This window comes from Paenibacillus xylanivorans (assembly GCF_001280595.1).
In the GTDB taxonomy this organism is placed as follows: domain Bacteria; phylum Bacillota; class Bacilli; order Paenibacillales; family Paenibacillaceae; genus Paenibacillus; species Paenibacillus xylanivorans.
In genome coordinates this window covers 101,517-124,486 of sequence record NZ_LITU01000045.1, presented here as the reverse complement: position 1 = coordinate 124,486, position 22,970 = coordinate 101,517, and the positions used below count along the sequence as shown (strand labels likewise).

The following is a 22,970-nucleotide window of genomic DNA, read 5'->3' as shown; positions in this document are numbered from 1 at the left end:
GAGCATCGCCTTGCCAAGGCGAGGGTCGTGGGTTCGATTCCCATCGTCCGCTCCAATCTTTTTAAAGTTTTATATGCGCCCTTAGCTCAGCTGGATAGAGCGTTTGACTACGAATCAAAAGGCCGGGAGTTCGAATCTCTCAGGGCGCGCCATTATTTTCATAAGTATCGGGATGTAGCTCAGCTTGGTAGAGCACCTGGTTTGGGACCAGGGGGTCGCATGTTCAAATCGTGTCATCCCGATTTTTATTTGCGGGTGTAGTTCAATGGTAGAACTTTAGCCTTCCAAGCTAATAGCGTGGGTTCGATTCCCATCACCCGCTTCGTGATTTATTGAAAAGCTTCTGCCCTTGCAGAGGCTTTTCTTTTATTTATAGGACAATACCTCATTAAAATCCCAATTTCGCCACAATCGATTGATAATTGAAAGAATACCTCAAACATCCTTATTAATTTCTATTAAAGAAGCAAAAAATAATAAATACACTCTTTAATTTATTGCGTCACTGTGATAAAGTATACAAAAGCTTGCTTTGCCGGTCATGTTTCTTTATGTTTCGTCTGGTTTGTAACAATGGAAATAGTGCAGATATGAATCCATTCAAGTACAATGAGCATTCTAAGTCTAACTGTATATTTATGAAAAATTAAGAATAGGTATGAGTTATTCGAATGATGAAAAGTACGTGAAAAAGGTATCATGCTACAGCATCTGACCATTAATCGAAGCAGAACAAGAAAATGAATAATAAAGCGTGTTTTTGTGCTGTAAATCAGGGTTAATCCCCATTTTTGCTAGTAGAAAAATAAAGATTTTCGTACCATTTTATTGTATGATGTTATGAAGGTGTCAAATTTACGTGTACGAATGGAACGATCAGATGGGAGGATAAGCATGACTGAAACTATGGTAACCGCCAGCAAAAGCCAATCCAACAACCTGCTTCGGCGAGACGTGCGGTTCCTGGGCAATATACTCGGAGAAGTTCTTGTCCATCAAGGAGGCACGGAGCTTCTAGATATCGTTGAGAAGATTCGGGAAACGAGCAAATCGTTGCGTGCAGAGTTCTTGCCAGAACTTTATGCAGAGTTCAAAACGATGATCCAGGAATTAGACTCGGAAAATCGCCATCAGGTGATTCGAGCTTTTGCGATTTATTTTCAATTAGTTAATATTGCTGAACAAAACCATCGGATCCGGCGTAAACGGGATTATGAACGTTCTGCTGGGGATTCTGTACAGCCAGGATCGATTGAAAAAGCAGTACAGGATCTGAAGGAACGTGGACTGTCTCATACGGAAGTAGAGGATATTCTAGACGAATTATCGCTGGAATTGGTGATGACAGCTCATCCAACCGAAGCCATGCGCCGGGTTATACTGGACATCCACAAGCGGATATCCGAAGATGTCATGTCACTTGATAATCCTACGCTGACGTTGCGTGAACGTGAACAGTTGCGGGAGAAGCTGCTGAACGAAGTCATAACACTATGGCAGACGGATGAGCTTCGTGACCGTAAACCGACTGTGCTCGATGAAGTACGGAACGGGATGTATTACTTTCATGAAACGTTGTTCCACGTACTACCGGATGTATACCAGGAGCTTGAACGCTGCCTGAATAAATTTTATCCTGACCATGACTGGCATGTGCCGACGTATTTGCGGTTCGGTTCCTGGATCGGTGGAGACCGGGATGGAAATCCTTCGGTAACTTCAGATGTAACATGGCAGACACTGTTGATGCAGCGTAAGCTCGCTTTGCGTGAGTATCAACGGATTATGATTGAACTTATGGGGAATCTCAGCTTCAGCACGAACATCATCCATGTATCGGATGAGCTGGTGCAGTCGATTGAGCAAGACCGTAGTTGTGTGACATTGAAAAAAGTGGATATGTGGCGGAATGAAAAAGAGCCGTACCGGATCAAATTGGCTTATATGATTGCCAAGCTGAATAATGTTTTGGATGAAAATAAAGTAGGGCAGCCAGACCGCTATGACAGCGCTCAAGGACTGATGGATGATCTGATGATTATTGATCGCAGCCTGCGCCATCACTTTGCCGATTACGTAGCCGATACGACTATTCGCAAAATGATCCGTCAAGTGGAGCTGTTCGGATTCCATACAGCTGCTTTGGATGTGCGTCAACATAGTAAAGAACATGAAAATGCGATGTCGGAGATTTTGGCCAAGATGAATATCGTAGAAGATTATGCTCGTCTAACGGAGGATGGCAAAATCGATTTGCTGGCTCGTTTGCTGGATGACCCTCGTCCGCTGACTTCCCCTTATCACCAATACACAGAGGGGACCAAAGAGTGTCTGGACGTATTCCGTACGATCAAGCGTGCACAGAGCGAGTTTGGGACCGGTTGTATCACAAGTTACCTGATTAGTATGACCCAAGGGGCAAGTGATCTGCTTGAGGTTATGGTATTTGCCAAAGAAGTAGGTTTGTTCCGCAAAGAACATAACGGTGAAGTGGTATCTACGCTTCAAGCAGTTCCATTGTTTGAAACGATTGATGATCTTCATGCCGCTTCGGAAATTATGCAGAAGCTGTTCAACCTTCCGGTATACCGTGCAAGTGTGAGCGGGCGGAATGAACTGCATGAAATCATGTTGGGTTACTCGGACAGCAACAAGGATGGCGGGGTTGTTACAGCCAACTGGGAGTTGCGTGTGGCGATGAATGCGATTACCGCTGTTGGTAATGAACACGGCGTCAAGCTGAAGTTCTTCCATGGTCGGGGTGGGGCGCTAGGACGTGGAGGCATGCCTCTCAACCGCAGTATTCTTGCCCAACCACCACACACCATTGGTGGTGGCATCAAGATCACAGAGCAGGGTGAGGTCATCTCTTCCCGTTATTCCCTACAGGGGATTGCATACCGCAGTCTTGAGCAAGCTACTTCGGCTTTGATTACAGCTGCTCTAAACGGTCTGGAGCCGCAAGAGTCGGCGTCAGAGCGTCAGTGGGACAGCATCATCAAAGATATTTCTGAAGTATCCCTAACGAAATACCAGGATCTCATTTTCCGTGATCCAGACTTCTTTACCTTCTTCAAGGAATCGACACCGCTGCCTGAGGTTGGGGAACTAAATATTGGTTCACGCCCATCCAAACGGAAAAACAGCGATAAGTTCGAGGATCTGAGAGCGATCCCTTGGGTATTTGCTTGGACCCAGAGTCGTTATCTGCTTCCCGCATGGTATGCGGCAGGAACGGGACTGCAAAGTTACTATCAGGATAAGGAAGAAAATCTGACTGTCCTGAAAGAAATGTATGAAAACTTCCCATTCTTCCGTACACTAATTGATACGGTGCAGATGGCTGTTGCCAAAGCAGATCTGGTCATTGCGAAGGAATACTCAGCCATGACTTCCAATAAGGAAGCACGTGATCGCATCTATGGTCAGATCGAATCTGAATTCAAGCTCACAAAAGAGCTGATTCTGAAAATTACCGGAGAAGCCGAAATTCTGGATGATGTACCGGTGATTCAAGAGTCGATTCGACTTCGTAATCCTTATGTCGATCCTTTGTCCTACATGCAGGTCCAACTTCTGAGTGAGCTCAGAGACATGCGTGAACGTGGCGAGGATGATACAGAGTTGCTGCGTGAAGTGTTGCTGACGATTAACGGTATTGCTGCAGGACTTCGGAATACGGGCTGATTGTTAAGCTGCTTAAGAATTAATGAAGTGAATTTTCCAGCCATGTAGATAGCAAAAAGCTTAATTCTTTCCTCAGCTTGAGTGAGAGATAAAACGGGACTCCTTCGGGAGTTCCCGTTTTTACTGTTTTTGGCGGATATTTTCCGGCACAGTCTTGATTTTTGACCAAAGTTGATTTACGATTTGATTGGTGAATTACAAGTGTGGACGGGTATCAGAAGGCGGAAGACCCATCAGCATGTCTGGGGGAATAAGGGTGGACAATTTGGAGAACAGGCTCGTTAAGCTGGTACTGAAGGGTGACCAGCGGGCCTTTGCAGAAATCGTTGAATTATACAAGGACAAGCTGTTTCATCTGGCATACCGGATGCTGAACAATCGTCATGAAGCCGAAGACGTTGTACAGGAGACGTTTTTGCGTGTGTTTCGCAATATGGAGAAGTATGATCCGAACCAGAAGTTCTCAACCTGGATTTACCGGATTGCAACCAATCTGTGTATTGACCGCTTACGGCGGAAGAAACCTTCTTACTCATTGGATGCAGAGCTGAATGATCAGGAAGGATCTGACGGTTATGCGATGCTTCCAAGTGATGATCGTACACCGGAGAGCGAAGCACTTTTGTCTGAAACACAGACACTTATTCGTGAAGCGATTGACAGTTTGCCGGCCAAGTATAAATCAGTCATGATTTTGAGATATTTACAGGACTTGTCGCTACAGGAAATCAGTGATGTGACAGGTATGCCCGTAACAACGATTAAGACTCGCGTTCATCGGGGTCGTGATTTTTTGCGTAAAAAACTGGAGTATAAGTTGTAAATGTGAAACGTCTTTATTTTGGGCGAAATTATTTGAAACATATCCGAAACGGATGCGTATGTAATGTATGCAAGTCTTATGCGTGCTTTTTGGCGATGCAAGGACTAAGTGATCTAAGAAAGGATTGGCTCACATATGGATTGCAACTCGACCGTCTCTTTAATGCATGAATGTTTGGATGAGTCGTTGTCCCCGGCCCAGAAGGTTGAACTGAAAAGTCACCTTGTGACCTGTCCGGATTGTCGCATGCGCTTTAAAGAGTTGGAACAGACGGAAATGCTACTTTTTGCCATGAAACACTATTCACCGTCTGCCTCGGATGAGCTGACCAATCGAATTATGAATGCTCTGCCCCAGCCCAAGAGACAGCAAGTATGGCTCAAATGGGTCAAAGGACATCCCGCGATGACGGCGGCAGCCTTCTTTTTGGTCGTGATGCTCTTTAGCGCCTGGAATTTCTGGAATCAGAATAACGAAATGGTCGTTAAGGGAAATAATCTGGACCAGATCGTGATTGAAGGAAACACGGTTATTGTTCCAGAGGGGAAGTCCATTGCTGGCGATCTTACGATAGAGAATGGAACTGCCCAGGTGTACGGTGATGTAAATGGCAATCTGACGGTCATCGACGGACAACTGTATCAGGCTTCAACGGCGCATATTTCCGGTCAGGTGAAAAGTATTGATCAGGCGCTGGACTGGTTCTGGTACAAAATAACCAATATGGTAAATGAAGTGGCTTACCGCTAACATAGGGTGACTTCTTCAATGGTATATACCAAGCAGGGTACCTCCAGATTGCTGGGGTACTCTTTTTTTATCTTATGACTTTGTAATTTATGGGATTTGTGTTGTTTCTGCGCAGTTTGTGACTCCCGTAACTTGCAACCTGAACGCTAACGTTATAACCTAGATACTAAAGAGAACATACTACTACATATAGATAAGCATTTGCATAAGTTCAAAGATCGTCCTTCAATCAGCAAAATATAGATTCGAGATGATTCTATTCGTTTATATTTTTGCCCGGGATCGAGCTGAATCGAATGATGCAAAATGCGAGACAAAGGATTATTTAAATCCTAATGGGTTAATATGAGATCAGGGTTTACTCATCAATGGGGATAGCGGGGGCTGGCTTATGAACTATTTTGCTGACTTAACGTGGAAAGAGTCCATTAAGGACGTTATCGATATATTGATCGTTACCTATATTATGTACAAACTGATTTTGCTTGTGCGAGGCACACGTGCGGTTCAACTGCTAAAAGGTATACTGTTCCTTGTGGTGATCTGGGCACTAAGTACGTGGCTAAATCTCTACACGCTCAAATGGCTGATGAACCAGATGTTTACGTTTGGTGTCGTTGCGGTCTTTATTATCTTTCAGCCGGAACTGCGCCGTGGTCTGGAGCAATTGGGTCGTGGCAAGCTGTTTGGACGCTCGGCAGCGGCAAGTGATGAAGAATTAACGGTGTTAATTGGTGAGATCATTAAATCCGTCAATTATTTGTCACGGCGAAAAATTGGTGCATTGGTTGTATTCGAACGGGAAACAGGCCTGAACGATTACACGGAATCCGGGATCCAGATGCAATCACTGGTCAGCTCGGAGCTGATGATTAACATCTTTATTCCGAATACACCACTCCATGATGGAGCCGTCATTATACAGGGCAAACAGATTTCGGCGGCAGCCTGTTACTTGCCTTTGTCTGAGAATCCGTTTATCAGCAAAGAGTTGGGAACACGTCACCGTGCAGCAATCGGGATTACCGAGGTGGCAGATGCGATCTGTCTGGTTGTTTCGGAGGAGACGGGACAAGTGTCGCTGGCGATGAATGGACAGGTCGTCCGGGATATCAAGGAAGAATCGCTGATTGCCAAACTGTACGAAGAACTGCGTCCAACATCCAATCTGAGTAAAAAGAATGGCTGGACTACCTTCTGGAAACGGAAGGGGGGACGTAAAAATGGATAAATGGTTTAACAATAACAATTTTGCTAAAATTCTTGCCCTCGCGGTGAGTTTGTTGCTCTGGTTCATGATACATCTGGATGAAGTACCAACTACGCCAACGATTTCAACCGGGACGACCAATAAGGTTGTGGAGCGTACCGTGCCTGTTCAGCCCTATGGGCTCGACAGCAACTCCTACGTACTTACTTCATTAAGTACGGATGAAGTCCGCCTGGAGATTAAAGGGCAGCGCTCGATGTTAACTTCGATTTTTACGAATGATGATTATAAAGTGCTAGTGGATCTTAGTCAGGTGAAGGATGGGTCCAATACGTTACCTTTAGTACCCGATCTGCCTTCCGGGGTTGAAGTAGTCAGCATGGAGCCTTCTATGGTTACGGTCAACGTGGAAAAATTGGGTACTAAATCCTTTGATGTGAATATTGTATCCGAAGGAGAACCATCCGCAGGATACAGTGCTGGAACGCCCGTTGTTGAACCTTCAGGCCCAGTTAAGGTAACTCTGCCTGAAGGGCAGCTTGACGCCGTAGCGAAGGTTCAGGGCAGTGTGAGCGTGAAAGATGCGAAGGATGACGTGACGCAGAAAAAAGTGAAGCTTCAGGCATATGATGCCGAAGGCAAGGTCATTGAAAATGCGATTGTTACACCAGAAACCGTTGAAGTCCGTATTCCGGTCAGACAGCCCTATACAACTGTACCCTTAAGAATCAAATATTCGGGACAGCTGCCGGAGGGAATGGTGCTCTCCACGGTTGAGCCAAGCGTGAAAGAAGTCTCGGTTTACGGTACAGAGGATGCACTTGCAGGTATACAGTCCTACGACCAAGTAACCCTTGATCTCACACAGTTCGATGAGCCGGGAACGTCGACAGTTAACGTGGACTTGACGCCGCCTCCGGGTTTTGAGAAAATCGAGCCTAGTTCGATTCAGCTTAAGGTGACGGTATCGCCTTACGATGAGCTTCAGGAGACGACCAAGGTCTTTCCGAACGTACCCATTACGCTTACTGGTGCCGGGAACGGGCTGGAAGGGACACTGGTTACTCCCAAAAGTAGTGGCTTGAATATTACGCTTAAAGGTTCTTCAACGATGCTTGAAGGTTTAAGTAGCGATGATATCAAGCTGACTGCGGATCTTGCTGGACTTGCGGTAGGCACGCATGAAATAAAGCTTGAGGCTGACCTGCCTCGTTTTGCGAAACTGGATGAATCATCAGTTGATCTGAGCGCTACCGTTAAGATTAGCGAAAAGGCTGATGATACAACTGTTGCTCCAGGCGAGGATCCGAATGATGAAGGGACGGTGGGGCCTGACCCTTCACCAGCCGAAGTCGAGAACGGGGATACCGAAACTGCTCCTGGAGAAGAAGAAACAGAATCGAATACGGACAATCAGGAGCAGAGCCAACAGGGGAATACCAATCGAGGTAACTCCAATAACAGCGGTAGCAGTAATAGTGGCTCCAACCCGTAAAAGAAAATGTTCAGATTAGAATTTTAAAATAACGTTTATGCTCTTATATGATGCGAATAGAAGGAGTTAGATCATGGGGAAATATTTTGGTACAGACGGTGTAAGAGGTGTTGCCAATAAAGAATTAACGGCGGAGCTGGCTTACAGCATTGGACGCTGTGGTGGTTATGTGCTTGCAGGTGGTGTGGAAAGACCAAAAGTGGTTATCGGTATGGATACCCGAATCTCGGGGCTGATGCTGGAATCCGCACTGGTTGCAGGTCTGCTATCCATTGGCGCCGATGTAATTCGTCTGGGCGTTGTATCCACTCCTGGAGTGGCGTATATTGCTCGTCTGCTGAAGGCAGATGCAGGGGTAATGATCTCGGCTTCCCACAATCCGGTTGAGGATAACGGAATCAAATTTTTTGGCGGAGATGGCTTCAAACTGTCGGATGAGACGGAGAACCGGATCGAAGAACTGATGGATGCAGAAACGGATCAATTGCCGCGTCCTGTAGGTGGTGGTTTGGGAACCGTGACCGTGGATGAAGAATCCCGTTATCGTTATTTGGACTATCTGAAAACAACCGTAAATGAGTCGTTCTCAGGACTCAAAATTGTTCTGGACTGCGCTAATGGAGCAGCTTATGAGCTGGCACCCAAATTGTTCAGAGAACTTGGTGCAGAAGTCATTGCTATTGGCGCTGAGCCTAACGGCCTGAATATCAATGAGCAATGCGGATCAACTCACCCGGAGAATTTGAAACAAGAGGTGCTGAAACATAAAGCCGATCTGGGTCTTGCTTTTGACGGGGATGCGGATCGTCTGATTGCTATTGATGAGACAGGTGCTGAGGTTGATGGTGACTTTATTCTGTGCATCTGTGGTGATGCGATGAATCGTGCAGGCAAGCTGAAAGACAGTACCGTGGTATCTACCGTAATGAGTAACATCGGATTCTACAAAGCAACGGAGAAACTGGCACTGAAAACAGCGAAGACTGCCGTAGGTGACCGTTATGTGATGGAAGAAATGCGCCGTGGGGGTTACAACCTCGGTGGAGAGCAGTCCGGTCATGTTATTTTCCTGGATTACAATACAACAGGCGATGGCATGCTGACAGCGATTCAGCTCGTGGATACCTTGAAAGCTTCCGGTAAAAAGCTGAGTGATCTTAAGGCGCTGATGACCCAGTACCCACAAGTATTGGTGAACGTGCGTGTTGAAGATAAGAGCAAATACGAGGGCAATTCTGCCATAGAGCAAGCGATTGCTACAGTAGAGCAACAGCTGGGCGATAATGGACGCGTACTTGTTCGTGCTTCCGGGACTGAATCCCTGATCCGTGTTATGGCGGAAGGACCAGATAAGAATGAACTTGAACAATTCGTGTCTCAAATTGCAGATGTAGTGCAAAAAGAACTGGTATAGGACCTGATCGATAGGTCTTACAGACACAGTTGCTTCAAGGGAATCACTGTCACATAAGGCTTAATCTAACAGGGTTTGTTCCATATAAACCCATATCCCTACGTCCCGGCCTAGTGAGACCATGGGTCTGTTTATCGGGTCGGGATTGTGGGTAAATATGCCGTAATTGTCACAGGTACTTTGCTCCATTGCAAAATGAACCTGACGTGCATATAATGAGTGGAGTCGTCATTCAGACACAGAAAGTGAGGATCGTAAGGTACTAGTTACACAAGCGCCAGAGCTTGAAGTTGCGCGGGAAGGATTTTGATCGGTACGAATCTTGAAGCATAAGAGACTACTGAGCAGGATCGACGGCAATCAAGCTGACGAGGTGGAGGTGTTCGGATTGTTCGGCGGGGACCTCCCGGTGATGCACCAGAGCCGTAAACCGGATTGCGGAAAATGGATGGGTGACTGTCCACACAACGTGCCGGTAGGTGCAAGAATCAACTAAAATTCAAATGAATGTGCGCGAAGAGCGTGAACAGTGCGCGGACGGGAAAATGATGTACATTCATGATTGCATCTAATAACAGCTTATGACTGCGGAGCGGCAAGAGGCTGCTCTGATCATTGATAATTGAATAGTTGAAAAGTATTCATGATACGTTAGGCAATCATTTTCATTTTTCTGATATGCCGTGCCAGCCTGTTTCTCTTCGTGACACAGTATTCATATACAATCGGAGGAAATAAACTATGTGCGGTATTGTTGGATATATTGGTAATAAGAACACTCAATCGGTATTGGTCGAAGGATTGAAAAAACTCGAGTATCGTGGTTATGATTCTGCAGGTATCGCGGTATTCACACCAGAAGGTCTGCAAATCACGAAAGCTCTTGGTCGTCTTGCGAACCTTGAGGCTAAGCTGGATGGTGCACCACTGGTAGGTAATGCCGGAATTGGACACACACGTTGGGCAACTCATGGTAAACCATCTGATGAGAACTCTCATCCACACACGGATGGAAGCCAGAAGTTCTCTGTTGTGCATAACGGTATTATTGAGAACTACCTGGATCTGAAGGACGAATTGATGGCTCAAGGTCACACGTTCACTTCTGAGACAGATACTGAGGTTATTTCTCACCTGATCGCACGTGAATACAATGGTGATATCGTTAAAACAGTGCAAAAAGTGATCACGTTGTTGCGTGGCGCATTCGCACTGGGTGTATTGACAGAGCATGAGCCTGAGAAACTCGTAGCTGTGCGTCAAGCAAGCCCATTGATTATTGGTATTGGTGAAGGCGAGAACTTCATTGGTTCCGACATCCCGGCAATTCTGGAACATACACGTAACGTGTACATTCTGAATGATGGTGAAATGGCTGTATTGACACATGATGCTGTCGAATTGATGACGATTGAAGGTAACTTTATTTCTCGGGAAATGATTCGTGTCGATTGGGATGCTGTAACCGCAGAAAAAGGCGGATTCGAGCACTTCATGCTGAAAGAAATTCATGAGCAACCAAAAGCATATCGTGATACAATGCTGGGTCGCATCGATAATGAAACCAAAAAGGTTCAACTTCCTGAGTTGAAAATGACTGAAGAGCAAATTAAAAATATCCGTAACGTTCAAATCATCGCTTGTGGTACAGCGTACCATGCGGGTCTGGTTGGACGTACTGTAATTGAGCAATTGGTGCGTATTCCGGTAGAAACAGATGTTGCTTCCGAGTACCGCTATCGTTCCCCGATCGTGAGCAAAGATACACTTGTAATCGTAGTGAGCCAATCCGGTGAGACAGCAGATACCCTTGCTGCACTGCGTGAAGCACAGTCGAATGGTGCGCATGTACTCGCCATCACTAACGTTGTGGGCAGCTCCATTGCACGTGATGCAGACGATGTAATCGCAACGCTGGCAGGACCGGAAATTGCGGTAGCCTCCACCAAAGCGTATACTTCGCAATTGATCGCGTTCAACCTGCTGGGTCTGTACCTTGCGCAAGTTCGTGGAACACAAACAGCAGAAGAAATTGCTCACACGCTGGCAGCAATGCAAGCATTGCCTGAACAAGTGGAATCCATGCTGGAGCAAGCGGAAGCCATTAAAGGATATGCAGAACAAATCTCAAAACATGAACATCTCTTCTTCATCGGCCGTGGTCTGGATTATGCAGTAGCACAAGAAGGTTCGTTGAAGCTGAAAGAGATCTCTTATATTCACTCCGAAGCGTATGCTGCGGGTGAATTGAAACATGGTACACTCGCATTGATCGAGGACGGTATCCCTGTCATTGCTCTGGCAACACAGGAGAACGTTTTGGAGAAAACCGTGAGCAACATCAAAGAAGTGAAAGCGCGTGGTGCAGACGTACTGGCAATTACGTACGAAGAGCACGTAGCACCATTGCTGAAATCCGTTGACCAAGCGTTTGCTATTCCTAAGACGCTGCCACTGCTTAGCCCGGCTCTGTCTGTTGTAGCATTGCAATTGCTTGCATATTACGCTTCTCTGGCACTGGGTCACGATGTGGATAAACCACGTAACCTGGCGAAAAGTGTAACGGTAGAGTAAGGGAAATGACTTTCGTATCTTTATAACATTAAGGAGTCCTGATGATTAAATGTCATCAGGGCTTTTCTTTAATTTAAGGAGGTTATTAATTTGACTACTATATGGAGAACGAATTAGAAGCATCCTGAAGTTACATAAGTTAAATCAGACTGAGTTTACCAGTATCATTGGAGTATCTCAGAGGACACTGATTATCGCCTCTGGTGTGGGGCGTTCATAGGTTCACAAAATCTGGTATTGTTCTTGCAATCGATATTACGGAGTTTTAAGTAGGGGTGAAAATGGAGAGAAATTCTTCTATTTGTTGTTGCGCAGTGTTATACTTATTTAGGTATAAAATACAATACTTTGAATTTATTAAGTGAATTTGAGGTGAAAAACAGCTATGAAAAATAGAAACGTAACAGGTATTGTATTGGCCGTAATTTATTGTGTTGTTCTTTTTGAGATTTTAACTGATGCACCTCCTGGTGAAGCTCCGAATAATCCGCCATGGGTATACGCAATGATTCCACTTGGAGCTGTTGTAATTACCTCTCTCTTTGATTATGTGATCAAGTTTGATTTCTTCAAAAAAAAGAAATAGAAAAAAGGAAAGTATGAATAGAGCATAAAATGATAGAATTAAAAATTGCTAAAACATTTATTGCAGGATTTCTGCTCTCTACATCTATTGCAATTCCAGCCTTCGCTCAGGATCAGGAAAATTCACCATCTTCTTTGCCAGTATCACAATGGATCAAGACCTTTTCAGGCGGACCTACAGGTGAAAACTATTAGGAGTACTTGTAAGCGTTGGCGCTTATTATCTTTCTTTGGATGCACCAAGAGCCTAACGGTTTCGACAATTCAGTTTGCCAACCTTATGGTTGTGGCCCAGTCGAAGAATATATGTAATAAATAAATCTTTGTCTATGTAGGGGATCGTGGAGAGATGAAGAGCAAGAATTCGAATAATTTAGTGAATTTGAATGTTCGCGTAGCTAAACCTCCTTTTTACCCACACGTTAATACATATAGATAACAAGTTTAATAACTAGATAGTTACTACTACAAAGGAATGGAGGTACCTTTCATAAAGGAGAAAATGGAGATTAATACTAAAATAGTTAAAGTTATTATATTGGTGGTAATCTGTATATTATTGAGTATGTTATATAAAGAAAACAGTCGAAATCAAAAATACCAAGCTTATTTTTCTCAAAACCTCAGTAACGATCAAAGTCAGTTGATTGGGTCGATCCTTGGTTCGCGGGAAGAAGTCGAACAGATTTTAAGTGGAAACGTCAGTCCAGAATCGAAGAATAATCTTATCTATTCTGTGAATAAAATCTCTATGAAGTCTCAAGAATATGATGAGTTTTCTAAATATTTTAATCTAATTGATTCCCATACAATCCAAAACAATACTTCAGTTGTTGCTATGTATTTAGAAACTTATTTTAGAAAATTGGACCCAATGATGCTTACCCAAAAAGACGAAGAAAACTTGAAAGGTATACTTGCACTGCTAGATAAATGGGTAGAGGTTATTGACGCAGAATACGATGGAATAACCTATCAGAATCAAAATGAAGTGATAGGCCATGTATTAAATGAAATGCGAAACGATTTTTTTGACAGCAATATTTGGAGAAACGTCATCATTGGACTAGACCGAGTCTCAAAAGATCATATGACATTTTCTGAAAATTTAGATATTGAGTTAATTCGTTAATTAATGATGGTATTACGGGCACGATATCTTAACTGTTTTTAGAATGCTTTATATGTGGTGGAATTTACAAAGTTCGTGGGTTCTGATGACAATTTGTCGTCAGGACCCTTTTGTTATGCGCAAATAGTTTAACTATATATGTACAGACCCTCTGAATATAAAGGGCTTTGTCCTTTGTTATAAGAGAGCAAATTCCCTTCGAATATAGGGGGAATCACAGTACAGGATTCTCTGATCTAAATTGAAACAATAAAGTAAATCCCATTCTGCAACAAAATACTCCCAGTCCGACCAGTTTCAACCTTCACCTCAGTGGCAAATACCCCGGGCTTGCGTCCGTCTGGGAACCAGGGCATCTCTTTGTCGATTACAATAAACATGCCATCTGCGTCACCGATGGGGGCAAATTGCTTTCCGTCTCCGGCAAAGGGTTCAAGTTGATACTGTCCATTCATTTTGCTTATTGTATCGGGCACATCATCGACGGGAAGCCCGATTTCGCTAATACATAGCAGTTGCCCAGAATCAAAGGCTTCGTCGACTGCATTATTTAACGAATGGTGAGCGATGAACTCCATTAAATTGCCGCTCGGGTCATAGAAATAGAAAGCTGTTGCATCCCAGTAGGGGAAATAGAACTCATCTTTATGGTCCTTGGAAAGCAATGGTATGTTTCGATCTTGAACCCACTTTTTGGCTTTAGCGAGTTGGTTTGTAGGAATCGTAAATGCCACATGATAGAAGGGCTTTTCCTGACCAGGAGCTTGCTGAAATGAAAGGATCGAATCTCCAGTGCGGAACGATACGTCCGAAGTACTCTCCTTCAGTAGCTCTAACTCCAATAACATAACGTAAAACTGCTTCATTGCCTCCATTTGATCTGTGAACAACTTAACCTCTTTTATTTGCATTCAAGTTACTCTCCCTCTACGTATCCTTGATTAAAATAATCAATGGTTTTCTCAATAAATGCTTTGGCAGATTGGGTCAGGTAACGGTCGGACCGATGAATGATCTCAAAGTGGCGGTAAGGAGCATCGTCCGTAATTCGAATGATGCGAAGTGTTGGTTCATTCATCGCCTTGATTAGTGGATAGGGCAGCACAGTTCCGCCAACATTCGCTTTGACCAGACTAATGATGGAGGTAGCCGAACTCGTCTCCATGATCGTATTCAGGGTAAACCCATATTTGCGGCAATAGCCATCAACCAGTTCTCTGCCTGTGAACCCTTCGGGGAACATCACCGTTTGAATATCGCGCAGTTCCTTAATTCCAATCTCATTTCGTTCAGCCCAAGCGTGGTTCTCCGAAACGACGAGTACGTATTCTTCGCTGCACAAAGGAATGCGCACAAGACGATCATCGGAAATCGAAGTGAGCTCGATGCCGATATCGACTTCGTTATCCAACACTTGATTCAATACATAAATCGAAGAAACAACCTTTAATTTCACCTTGGGAAAATGGGCATGAAAATTAACGAGCAATGGAGTTAGACGGTAGTCCAAATCGGACGGTAGGACTCCAATCACCAGCTTGCCTCGCTGATCATTGCGGAATTCAGCCAATGCATCTTGGGTATTCTGTAAATGGCGAACCATTTGTACACAATGCTCAAGGAATAGCGTTCCCGCCTGCGTCATCACAATCTTTTTACCCACCCGGTCGAACAAGGGAACACCCAACTCATCCTCCAACGCTCGAATCTGTTGACTCAAGGTAGGTTGAGAAATGCCGATTTTATCTGCTGCACGTGTGAAATGGAGCTCTTCACAAACGACGATGAAGTTCTCCATTTGACGGATTTCCATGAAATCACCTCTAATCATTGGTATTTATAATCATTATAATAAAAACTATTGTATTGTTCAATCATTATAATACTTCTATACTAGTCTTGCACCACAAAAAGATCTACAACCTGGATCATTAGTGAATGCAACTCTATAACCATACATGAGGTGATCCATAGTGAAACTTTTTTATATCGTTCTGGCTCTTATTCTCGCTTCATTGAATCTGCGACCACCCATTACATCCATTTCTCCACTAATGAGTACCATACAAAGTGAGCTGGGTATTAGTGGAATTACCGCAAGCCTGTTAACCACTCTTCCCGTATTATGTATGGGCATATTCGCTCCATTTTCCGTAAAGCTAAGCAGGAGGTGGGGGAATGAAGGTGCGATCGTGTTGGCTTTAATGCTTATTGGAATAGGTACGGCATTGCGGTTGTTCGTAGGTGCAACGCCTCTGATGATGTTTACTTCTTTTCTATCCGGAGTAGGGATTGCACTCGCGGGGCCGCTGTTGTCCAGCTTTATTAAACAGTATTTCCCAACGCGAGTTGCTGCCATGGTGGGTATCTACTCTACAGCAATGGTCATGGGGGCCAGCATAAGTGTTGGATTATCCGTTCCGCTTCAAAATATTCTGGGTGGGTCGTGGAAAGGTTCTCTTGCGGTGTGGGCAGTGCTCGCTGTCATTGCTTTGCCCATCTGGATGAAATTAGCCTTGTCAGCACGAAAGGATCGACAATCCGGGCAGATTTCAGCTGTGGACGTTGAAGCTCTTCCAGTAAAAAATAGTCGAGCATGGGTACTGACGTTGTTTTTCGGTTTGATGGCAGCGATTTTCTATTCTTTAACGGCTTGGCTTGCACCGGCGATCCAAAGCCAGGGATATACGAAAGAAACTGCCGGAAGTATCCAAACGTTATTTACTTTGATTTCATTACCATCTACGTTATTCATTCCAATGCTCGTACACCGTTACCAAAGACGTGTATTCTGGCTTGTAGGGTGTGCGTTAATGGAGTTGATAGGAGTCTTGATGCTGAACCTGTCCGTCAGTCCTTGGCTGGCCGCGATCCCACTCGGTATTGGTGCCGGGGGACTCTTCCCAATCGCATTGATGCTGCCCATTGATGAGACGAATAACGCTCAGGAAGCCAGCGCATGGTCAGCGATGACTCAATCCGGCGGCTATATTCTGGGAGCCCTTGGTCCGCTGACAATTGGTTGGCTACATGATACCACGGGCAGCTTCATTCAAGCGTTCTATGGTCTGGCTATAATCATTGTGCTGCAAATCATGGTTCAGTTAGCGATTGGCAATAAAAAAAGCTCTCCAGCGGTTCATGATAAACCAGAGCCTAATTTATAAAAATTGATATGAGATGAGATAACAAACACCAGCGGGACTATATCAAGTGGACTAATTATATGCATGATAACACCGATCGAAAGTTCTGACCGCCCAGTGGTCCAGTGTACAATCATTAGTTGAACTTATATCATTTGTAGCGATAGTTAAACATGGTTGAGCAAATCCAGATAGTGCTGTCTTAAAGACTCTTTTAATGTGTCGGGTTCCATGATCTTGATGGACTTGCCGAAGCTTGCGAGATAGCGAATGATGAATTCAAGCTCATGGGCTTCATACGACCCGACTAAATAGGCGTGTCCAGTTCGTCCGGAATCAGCTCCAGATTCGTTAATGAGCTGCATGGATGGAAACTGTTCTTGCTGGAACAGCTCGATCCCGTCTTCATTGATCAGACATTTGAATGGGATAGCGTCTTCTGATGGTTTCCATAACGAATGGGCATCCTGTAGATTGAGTTCATTAATATGAGTCATAGGTTCGATATCTGTCGTCTCAGGTGAAGCGATTCGATCACATCGGAATACACGGTACGCCTGTTTATCGAGATCATACGCCTGGCAATACCAGTAGCCTTTCATAGCATAGAGGGCGATGGGCTGAATGGTACGGGTACTGGGCTTGGGTTTGTCGGAATTTGAGCTGTTATGTGGGTTGCTGCTACTGCTGCGAATGTTCTGATACGTAATCTGTATCACTATATTTTGAACAGCGGCCATCAATAGAAACTCCAGATGCTCACTATTCCGGATTTGTTCGGTGTGTCGGAAAGAGACCCGATGCTGGATTTGTTCAATATCCTGTCTCTGGTTTTCGGATAGGGCACTTAGAAACTTCTCGTGAATGGAACGAAAAGAGATCTGAAAGGGCAGGTTGGTAAAGCTGCGCAATGCCTGCATCGCAAAGTAGAGAGCATGAAGCTCACTCGTATTAAACGAAATGGGTGGAAGCTGCATCTGCTGTAGCAAACGATATCCCCCGTAACGTCCGTACTCAGCATAAATGGGTGCACCGATCTCCTCCAATGACGCGATGTCTCTTAACGCGGTTCTCTTGGATATCTGAAACTCCTGCATAAGATCTTGCAGGGTAAAGTGCTGTTTTTGATTAATAAAGCGCAGCATCTGGTTCATGCGTTCTGATTTTTTCATAAAAAAACCTCTCAATGGTGCCATAGCTTGGCACCTTTTGTTGTTATAGTAAACAGTGTAATCCAATCAAACGAAGGAGGCAATACAGATGAATTTTGAAGTGATCCCGTTTCTGTCGATGAATGGAGACGCTGCGGCAGCCATTGCTTTTTATGAGAAGTACTTGGGAGCTAACGTGTTGTTCAAGAAAAATTATAAAGAGATGAAGGAAATGAACCCGGGGTTTGAATATCCTGAAGGCCAGGATGAATATATTACACATTCGGTGCTTCAGATCGGGGTAAACAAATTGATGATTGCTGAGGAGGAAATGGATACGGGGCGGCCGTGGCAGCTGGGAAACAGCGTGTCATTATGCATTCAATCGAAAGATAAAAGTACGATGACTGAGCTGTATAATTCGTTGGTACAACATGAGCAGGTTACAGTGCTGGTGCCTTATGAGCAAAACGAGTTTAGTCCGGGGTATGGAATTGTCCGTGATCCGTTCGGAATCGTGATTCAGCTATGTGTGACGGTGCATGATTTTTAATTAGGAAAAATGAATCCGCAATGAGCCGGGAGGATGTATATCCTTCGGGCTCATTTTGAATTCTTTAGAAGTTGTCGTTTTCTCTAAACCTGCTGCAAACGGGCGGCGTCCAGCTTGGCAAGACGTTTCATCACTTTCTTAAGCATAACGGAGGCTTTGACACGGAGAGGAAGATCGGAGGAGATTTCAATGGTGTATGAACCCGCAAGAATCTGCTCTTTGAGCTCAGCAACCGATGCGCATGGACGATCCAGCACATTGAAGACACTGCCGTATTGCAGGCACTGGTGGGTATCACTTCCGGCAGTGACGGGTTTACCGAGGGAGTGGGCGAATGGTTCAACCTGGCCGCGGCACGTCTCAATGCCGTATTGGTACATATCCTTGGCGTTCAAATCAAAGGCGTCCAGACGTCCCAGTAAATCACGATCCAGCTGATACAGCGGGGTGGATTCGCGGAATGGGTGTGCGCCAATTTTGAGCAGGGGCCAGGCTTCGGCCAAATCCAGCAGTTCGGCAAAAGGAATGAATGAACCTTTGGCCGTATATTGTTCCAGGCCGTTGCGAACGGCAAGGATGTGTTCTTTTTGACCCATCAGCAAAATATGTCCTGTTTCCTGAATGTCTACTTCCATACCGGGAAAAATGCGCAGCCCGTCTGCATCATAGTACTCTCCGTTATAAGGATAGAGACGGTCCAGCGTCTCGTAGACCTCGTAGAAGTTGCGGGTGTTGAAATGTTCGGTAAGCGCGAGGGCTTCGAGCCCGCTGGTTTTGGCTTCCTTGACCATTTCGGTAAAGTAATCGACCGAGAAATCAGAGTTTTTGGATAGTTTGCCGTGTGTATGAAGATCAATGCGCATAGAAGACACTCCTTTTATTCCATGAATGGTTAATGATATGAATTTTAATGATAGAATTTCATTTTGAACTACAGTATTTCGTAATGCCCACCGAGCCAAAATAGCAGTGCAACATAGATTGCCGATCCGGCGAGAAATCCGAGGTCACGTGAGGTGATTTTCAGATGGGCGAGCTTCAGGCGTTTGGATTCGGGATGCTTCATGCCGTACGAGAAACCACGTGTCTCCAGTGCTTCCACGGTTGTGCGCGAACGCTTGGCGGTAGCCAGCATGAGCGGGAAGAAGGACACAACGAACAGCTTCATATAATAAACAACGAGCCTCCAATAGAGCCATCCGTGTCGGGAAGGAACTTGACCCCGCAGTCTGTAAGAAAGCATGATGTTGCGGAATTCACCGAACAGCACCGGCAATATGCGGTAAGCATATGACAGACTGAAGGAGAACGTTGCAGGCATGCCGAGTGCAAGTAATCCATCGCCGATGCGTTCCGGGTCCATGCCCGAAAAGACGGTGATACTCGCCAGCGAGACGATGGACAGCTTCAAGGTGAGCAGCAGCAAAGGGAATGCAGATTCCAGATTGCCACCGAAGAACAGCGAGATGATGAACATCCACCCGACCTGACCGATTAACCCTAGGCAGAGAATGATAATGATAAAGGGAGCGGCTCTGGACAATATGGTGGTAGTCACCATCAACAGGAACATGCCGAGCAGCACAGTCCCGTTATGAACAAACCAGGGAACGATGGCAAAAAAAAGATACCAGATCAGCATGGCACGGGGATCAATCCGCGACAGGCTGGCATGCCCGCTGCCATATACAGTATTCATCAGCTCAAGCTGAATGCGTTCAATGGATATTTTGTCAAACCAGTTGCGGACAAGCTGCATGAGGAGCATCCTCCTTGGTGAGTGATTGATTCAACAGGCTATCAACAAAAGCTTCAGTTGTCGGTGAAAGTGTCGGCAGTCCCATCCGGTGTGAGAGTTCCATGATCTGTGTAAGTGCAAGTCCGGAGCGGCGCAGAAGGGATTCATCCGCAAACACGTCGGCAGGTGTGCCGTCTGCTTCCACCTGACCATTGTGAAGCACGATAACACGACTGGCCCACATATATGCCCGTTTATGATGAATTGAACCAGTGTCCAAAATAGCTACAAACATCACAAGCCGTCAGAATAATATTTCAGCTGTAGTTAACGAACTGAAGACGATGTCACATGATCTGAACGAACATGCTGATATCGGCATTGAGCGAAGCCGTGAGCTGATGTCCAGTATCACGTATATATCTGAAGTTTCCGCCCACAACCGAGCGACACTGAACCATTTGCAAGAACAGGCACGTTCTATACAGGGAGTCGTTAAAACGATTCGCGAAATTGCGTCGCAGACCCAGCTTTTGGCCCTGAACGCTGCGATTGAAGCGGCACATGCAGGCGAATATGGGCGCGGGTTCGATGTGGTAGCCAAGGAAGTACGCAAACTATCGGCCATGGTCGAAAATTCCATTAATGAGATTCGGGATAGTGTGAATGGGATAACGAAAGAGATTACGAACATTTCTGGCGGAACACAGAAGGTTGAAGGATATGTGGAGCGAAGTCAGCAGCAGATCGAGGTGGCGTTGAATGATTTTACAACCATTGCGGCGTCTGCACATCTGCTGGATGCCAAAGCGCAGCATGTAACCAAAATCTTCTAAACCGTTCCATTTAAATTGAATATTGTACATATGGGAGCAGGAGCCGAACTGGTGGCCTGCTTTTTTTGTTGTGAAAAGACCGGGAATTATTGTAGACAATCAGGGAAACAATACTCAATGTTACCAAGAAAGTCTAGATAATGGGGTGATCCGGATGTGGTCGAAAATACTTTCTTATGTGCCGGAGTGGCCTATTTGGGGACAGGCCTTTTTATTGTTTTTGTTGCCGATTTTGTATTTGAAAGGGTTCCAGTGGTTGCGATCATCCTTAAAGAAAGGGACCTTTTCCAATAAAGATCAACAAAATCAGGATGCATCGACCAATTCTTCTTCTTCTAACGAAGAGACTGGAAGTTACGCAAATATACAGCTTACCGGGGATTATGCTAAGGATCTAATTAGTGTAAAAGCAACGTTTGGTCAGAATGCGGACGTATTTATACGGGAGTTTACGATAAGAGGAACTAATACGCCTGCGGCTGTCATATACGTTGATGGGCTAGTAGATCATGATCTGATCGATACGCACATGTTCACGCCCCTTATGATTAAGGGGGTTCCCGACACAGAGCGGAAAATATTTGAACAACCGAGAGATGCAAATGAACTCAAAGCTTACGTGAGAAGTCAGCTGCTGCCTGTTAGTCAAGTTCAGGAAGCGGAGACATTGCAACAAGCGGCGCGGGCGGTTCTTACCGGCAAAAACGCTCTATTTATTGAAGGAATGACCGGAGCTCTTCTTGTTGGCTCAGCCAAGGGAAAAAGCCGCAGTCTGGAAGAGCCGGTATCGGAGGCACTGCTTCGCGGGCCAAGAATCGGTTTTACCGAGCGGTTAAGCGATAATACCGGAATACTGCGGCAATTCGGAGGCAGCAATGCCTTGTTTATGACCAAACATCAGGTGGGTACTAGGGTCAAGAGGGATCTGGTTATTGCGTATATTGAAGATATTGCCAATGCCGATCTTGTCACAGAAGTGGAAAAACGAGTCCAGAACCTGGACATGGATATCATGCTGGAATCCGGTTATGTGGAACAACTGATTGAAGATGATGAGCTGAGCCCTTTCCAACAGGTTCAGAATACAGAGAGACCCGACCGTGTAGTCAGTGGGTTGTTAGAGGGACGTGTAGCTATTTTATTGGATGGAACACCATTTGCATTAATAGTGCCGTCGACCTTCAGCATGCTGCTTCAATCTCCCGAAGATTATTACGAACGCTGGATTCCGGGGACGTTTCTGCGTATGCTTCGTTTCTTGGCGGCCACGATTGCCCTGCTCGGACCAGCTTTATATATCTCCTTTATCTCGTTCCATCCGGGTCTTATTCCGACCAAGCTGGCTTTAACCATTATTCAAACCAGACAAGGTGTGCCATTCCCGTCTATTATTGAGGCGTTGATTATGGAAACCTCCATTGAAATTTTGCGGGAAGCAGGAATTCGTCTGCCCAAGCCAATTGGACCGGCGATGGGTATCGTTGGCGGTCTGATTATTGGGGAGGCCGCTGTACAGGCCGGAATTGTCAGTCCATTTCTGGTTATAGTTGTAGCAGTTACTGCGATTTCTTCGTTCGCAATCCCTACATATAGTGCCGGGATAACGCTGCGTATTTTACGTTTTTTTGGAATGTTCAGCGCGGCGATCTTTGGACTGTATGGGGTAGTTATGTTTTTCTTGTTGCTCTGCAGTCATCTGGTTCGGTTAAAAAGCTTTGGAATTCCTTATGTCACCCCGGCTGTGCCTTACAGCCTGTCGGATTGGAAAGATTTCTTTATTCGAGCACCGTTAGGAATGATGAAGCAGCGTCCAAGTATGATGCATCCGAAAGACCCTGATCGCAAAAAGTAGGCATATGGATATTCAGGAGGTGAA

At 45.2% G+C, this 22,970-nt stretch carries 21 protein-coding genes and 3 tRNA genes; 18 read left to right on the top strand and 6 right to left on the bottom strand.

From position 1 onward, the window contains the following. Window positions 1–75 precede the first annotated feature (75 nt). The 14 genes from AMS66_RS07560 to AMS66_RS07505 all read left to right on the top strand — a co-directional run bounded on the left by AMS66_RS07560 (window position 76) and on the right by AMS66_RS07505 (window position 13,670). A tRNA-Arg gene (locus tag AMS66_RS07560) sits at window positions 76–152 on the top strand. Between the two features lie 16 nt (window positions 153–168). After that, window positions 169–242: transfer RNA gene (locus AMS66_RS07555), tRNA-Pro, on the top strand. 9 nt (window positions 243–251) lie between these two features. Then, window positions 252–322 (top strand) — tRNA-Gly (locus AMS66_RS07550). Window positions 323–894: 572 nt separating this feature from the next. Then, complete coding sequence (ppc, locus tag AMS66_RS07545; protein WP_053780209.1) at window positions 895–3,687, top strand: phosphoenolpyruvate carboxylase; 2,793 nt, start codon at window positions 895–897, stop codon at window positions 3,685–3,687. Between the two features lie 256 nt (window positions 3,688–3,943). Then, window positions 3,944–4,510: an RNA polymerase sigma factor SigW gene (sigW, locus tag AMS66_RS07540; protein WP_017692117.1), complete on the top strand. Its 567-nt coding sequence runs from the start codon at window positions 3,944–3,946 to the stop codon at window positions 4,508–4,510. A gap of 135 nt (window positions 4,511–4,645) precedes the next feature. Then, window positions 4,646–5,260, top strand: a complete 615-nt coding sequence (locus AMS66_RS07535) for a zf-HC2 domain-containing protein (RefSeq protein ID WP_053780208.1) — start codon at window positions 4,646–4,648, stop codon at window positions 5,258–5,260. Between the two features lie 391 nt (window positions 5,261–5,651). Next, window positions 5,652–6,491, top strand: coding sequence for a diadenylate cyclase CdaA (gene cdaA / locus AMS66_RS07530; protein ID WP_024631513.1), 840 nt, complete (start codon window positions 5,652–5,654; stop codon window positions 6,489–6,491). Next, window positions 6,484–7,965 (top strand): CdaR family protein, encoded by a 1,482-nt coding sequence (locus AMS66_RS07525; protein WP_053780207.1) that lies wholly within the window; start codon window positions 6,484–6,486, stop codon window positions 7,963–7,965. Before cdaA ends, AMS66_RS07525 begins: the two co-directional genes overlap by 8 nt. Before the next feature lie 73 nt (window positions 7,966–8,038). Continuing rightward, window positions 8,039–9,379, top strand: a complete 1,341-nt coding sequence (glmM, locus tag AMS66_RS07520; RefSeq protein WP_053780206.1) for a phosphoglucosamine mutase — start codon at window positions 8,039–8,041, stop codon at window positions 9,377–9,379. 322 nt (window positions 9,380–9,701) lie between these two features. Then, a complete protein-coding gene (locus tag AMS66_RS33130; RefSeq protein ID WP_201782151.1) occupies window positions 9,702–9,875 on the top strand; it encodes a hypothetical protein in 174 nt (57 codons plus the stop codon). A 245-nt stretch (window positions 9,876–10,120) separates the two neighbouring features. Continuing rightward, on the top strand, window positions 10,121–11,953 hold the full coding sequence (gene glmS, locus AMS66_RS07515) for a glutamine--fructose-6-phosphate transaminase (isomerizing) (RefSeq protein ID WP_053780205.1): 1,833 nt from the start codon (window positions 10,121–10,123) through the stop codon (window positions 11,951–11,953). Window positions 11,954–12,338: 385 nt separating this feature from the next. Further along, on the top strand, window positions 12,339–12,539 hold the full coding sequence (locus tag AMS66_RS07510) for a hypothetical protein (protein ID WP_053780204.1): 201 nt from the start codon (window positions 12,339–12,341) through the stop codon (window positions 12,537–12,539). Between the two features lie 29 nt (window positions 12,540–12,568). Continuing rightward, a complete protein-coding gene (locus tag AMS66_RS32260) occupies window positions 12,569–12,733 on the top strand; it encodes a hypothetical protein (RefSeq protein ID WP_181014099.1) in 165 nt (54 codons plus the stop codon). 307 nt (window positions 12,734–13,040) lie between these two features. Beyond that, window positions 13,041–13,670, top strand: a complete 630-nt coding sequence (locus AMS66_RS07505) for a hypothetical protein (protein ID WP_053780203.1) — start codon at window positions 13,041–13,043, stop codon at window positions 13,668–13,670. A gap of 236 nt (window positions 13,671–13,906) precedes the next feature. On the opposite strand, the gene AMS66_RS07500 is transcribed toward AMS66_RS07505, so the two are convergent. After that, complete coding sequence (locus tag AMS66_RS07500; RefSeq protein ID WP_053780202.1) at window positions 13,907–14,581, bottom strand: VOC family protein; 675 nt, start codon at window positions 14,579–14,581, stop codon at window positions 13,907–13,909. A gap of 5 nt (window positions 14,582–14,586) precedes the next feature. After that, window positions 14,587–15,483 carry a LysR family transcriptional regulator gene (locus AMS66_RS07495; RefSeq protein ID WP_053780201.1) on the bottom strand — a complete coding sequence of 299 codons (897 nt, stop codon included), beginning with the start codon at window positions 15,481–15,483 and terminating at the stop codon, window positions 14,587–14,589. Window positions 15,484–15,643: 160 nt separating this feature from the next. Between AMS66_RS07495 and AMS66_RS07490 the strand changes: the two genes are divergently transcribed. After that, complete coding sequence (locus AMS66_RS07490) at window positions 15,644–16,837, top strand: MFS transporter (RefSeq protein WP_053780200.1); 1,194 nt, start codon at window positions 15,644–15,646, stop codon at window positions 16,835–16,837. Window positions 16,838–16,983: 146 nt separating this feature from the next. On the opposite strand, the gene AMS66_RS07485 is transcribed toward AMS66_RS07490, so the two are convergent. Further along, window positions 16,984–17,988 carry a helix-turn-helix transcriptional regulator gene (locus AMS66_RS07485; RefSeq protein ID WP_053780199.1) on the bottom strand — a complete coding sequence of 335 codons (1,005 nt, stop codon included), beginning with the start codon at window positions 17,986–17,988 and terminating at the stop codon, window positions 16,984–16,986. 88 nt (window positions 17,989–18,076) lie between these two features. Between AMS66_RS07485 and AMS66_RS07480 the strand changes: the two genes are divergently transcribed. Continuing rightward, window positions 18,077–18,520: a VOC family protein gene (locus AMS66_RS07480; protein ID WP_053780198.1), complete on the top strand. Its 444-nt coding sequence runs from the start codon at window positions 18,077–18,079 to the stop codon at window positions 18,518–18,520. Window positions 18,521–18,603: 83 nt separating this feature from the next. Here AMS66_RS07480 and AMS66_RS07475 read toward each other — a convergent pair whose 3' ends face one another. From AMS66_RS07475 to AMS66_RS07465, 3 genes are all read right to left on the bottom strand, one after another. Further along, window positions 18,604–19,383, bottom strand: a complete 780-nt coding sequence (locus tag AMS66_RS07475; protein WP_053780197.1) for a PHP domain-containing protein — start codon at window positions 19,381–19,383, stop codon at window positions 18,604–18,606. A gap of 68 nt (window positions 19,384–19,451) precedes the next feature. Beyond that, complete coding sequence (locus AMS66_RS07470; protein ID WP_024631502.1) at window positions 19,452–20,279, bottom strand: energy-coupling factor transporter transmembrane component T family protein; 828 nt, start codon at window positions 20,277–20,279, stop codon at window positions 19,452–19,454. Then, entirely contained in the window at window positions 20,254–20,502 is a 249-nt protein-coding gene (locus AMS66_RS07465; protein ID WP_181014098.1) for a hypothetical protein, read from the bottom strand. Before AMS66_RS07465 ends, AMS66_RS07470 begins: the two co-directional genes overlap by 26 nt. Before the next feature lie 28 nt (window positions 20,503–20,530). Between AMS66_RS07465 and AMS66_RS07460 the strand changes: the two genes are divergently transcribed. Both AMS66_RS07460 and AMS66_RS07455 read left to right on the top strand, forming a co-directional pair. After that, complete coding sequence (locus AMS66_RS07460; RefSeq protein WP_053780195.1) at window positions 20,531–21,094, top strand: methyl-accepting chemotaxis protein; 564 nt, start codon at window positions 20,531–20,533, stop codon at window positions 21,092–21,094. A 154-nt stretch (window positions 21,095–21,248) separates the two neighbouring features. Further along, on the top strand, window positions 21,249–22,946 hold the full coding sequence (locus tag AMS66_RS07455) for a spore germination protein (RefSeq protein ID WP_053780194.1): 1,698 nt from the start codon (window positions 21,249–21,251) through the stop codon (window positions 22,944–22,946). Window positions 22,947–22,970 lie beyond the last annotated feature (24 nt).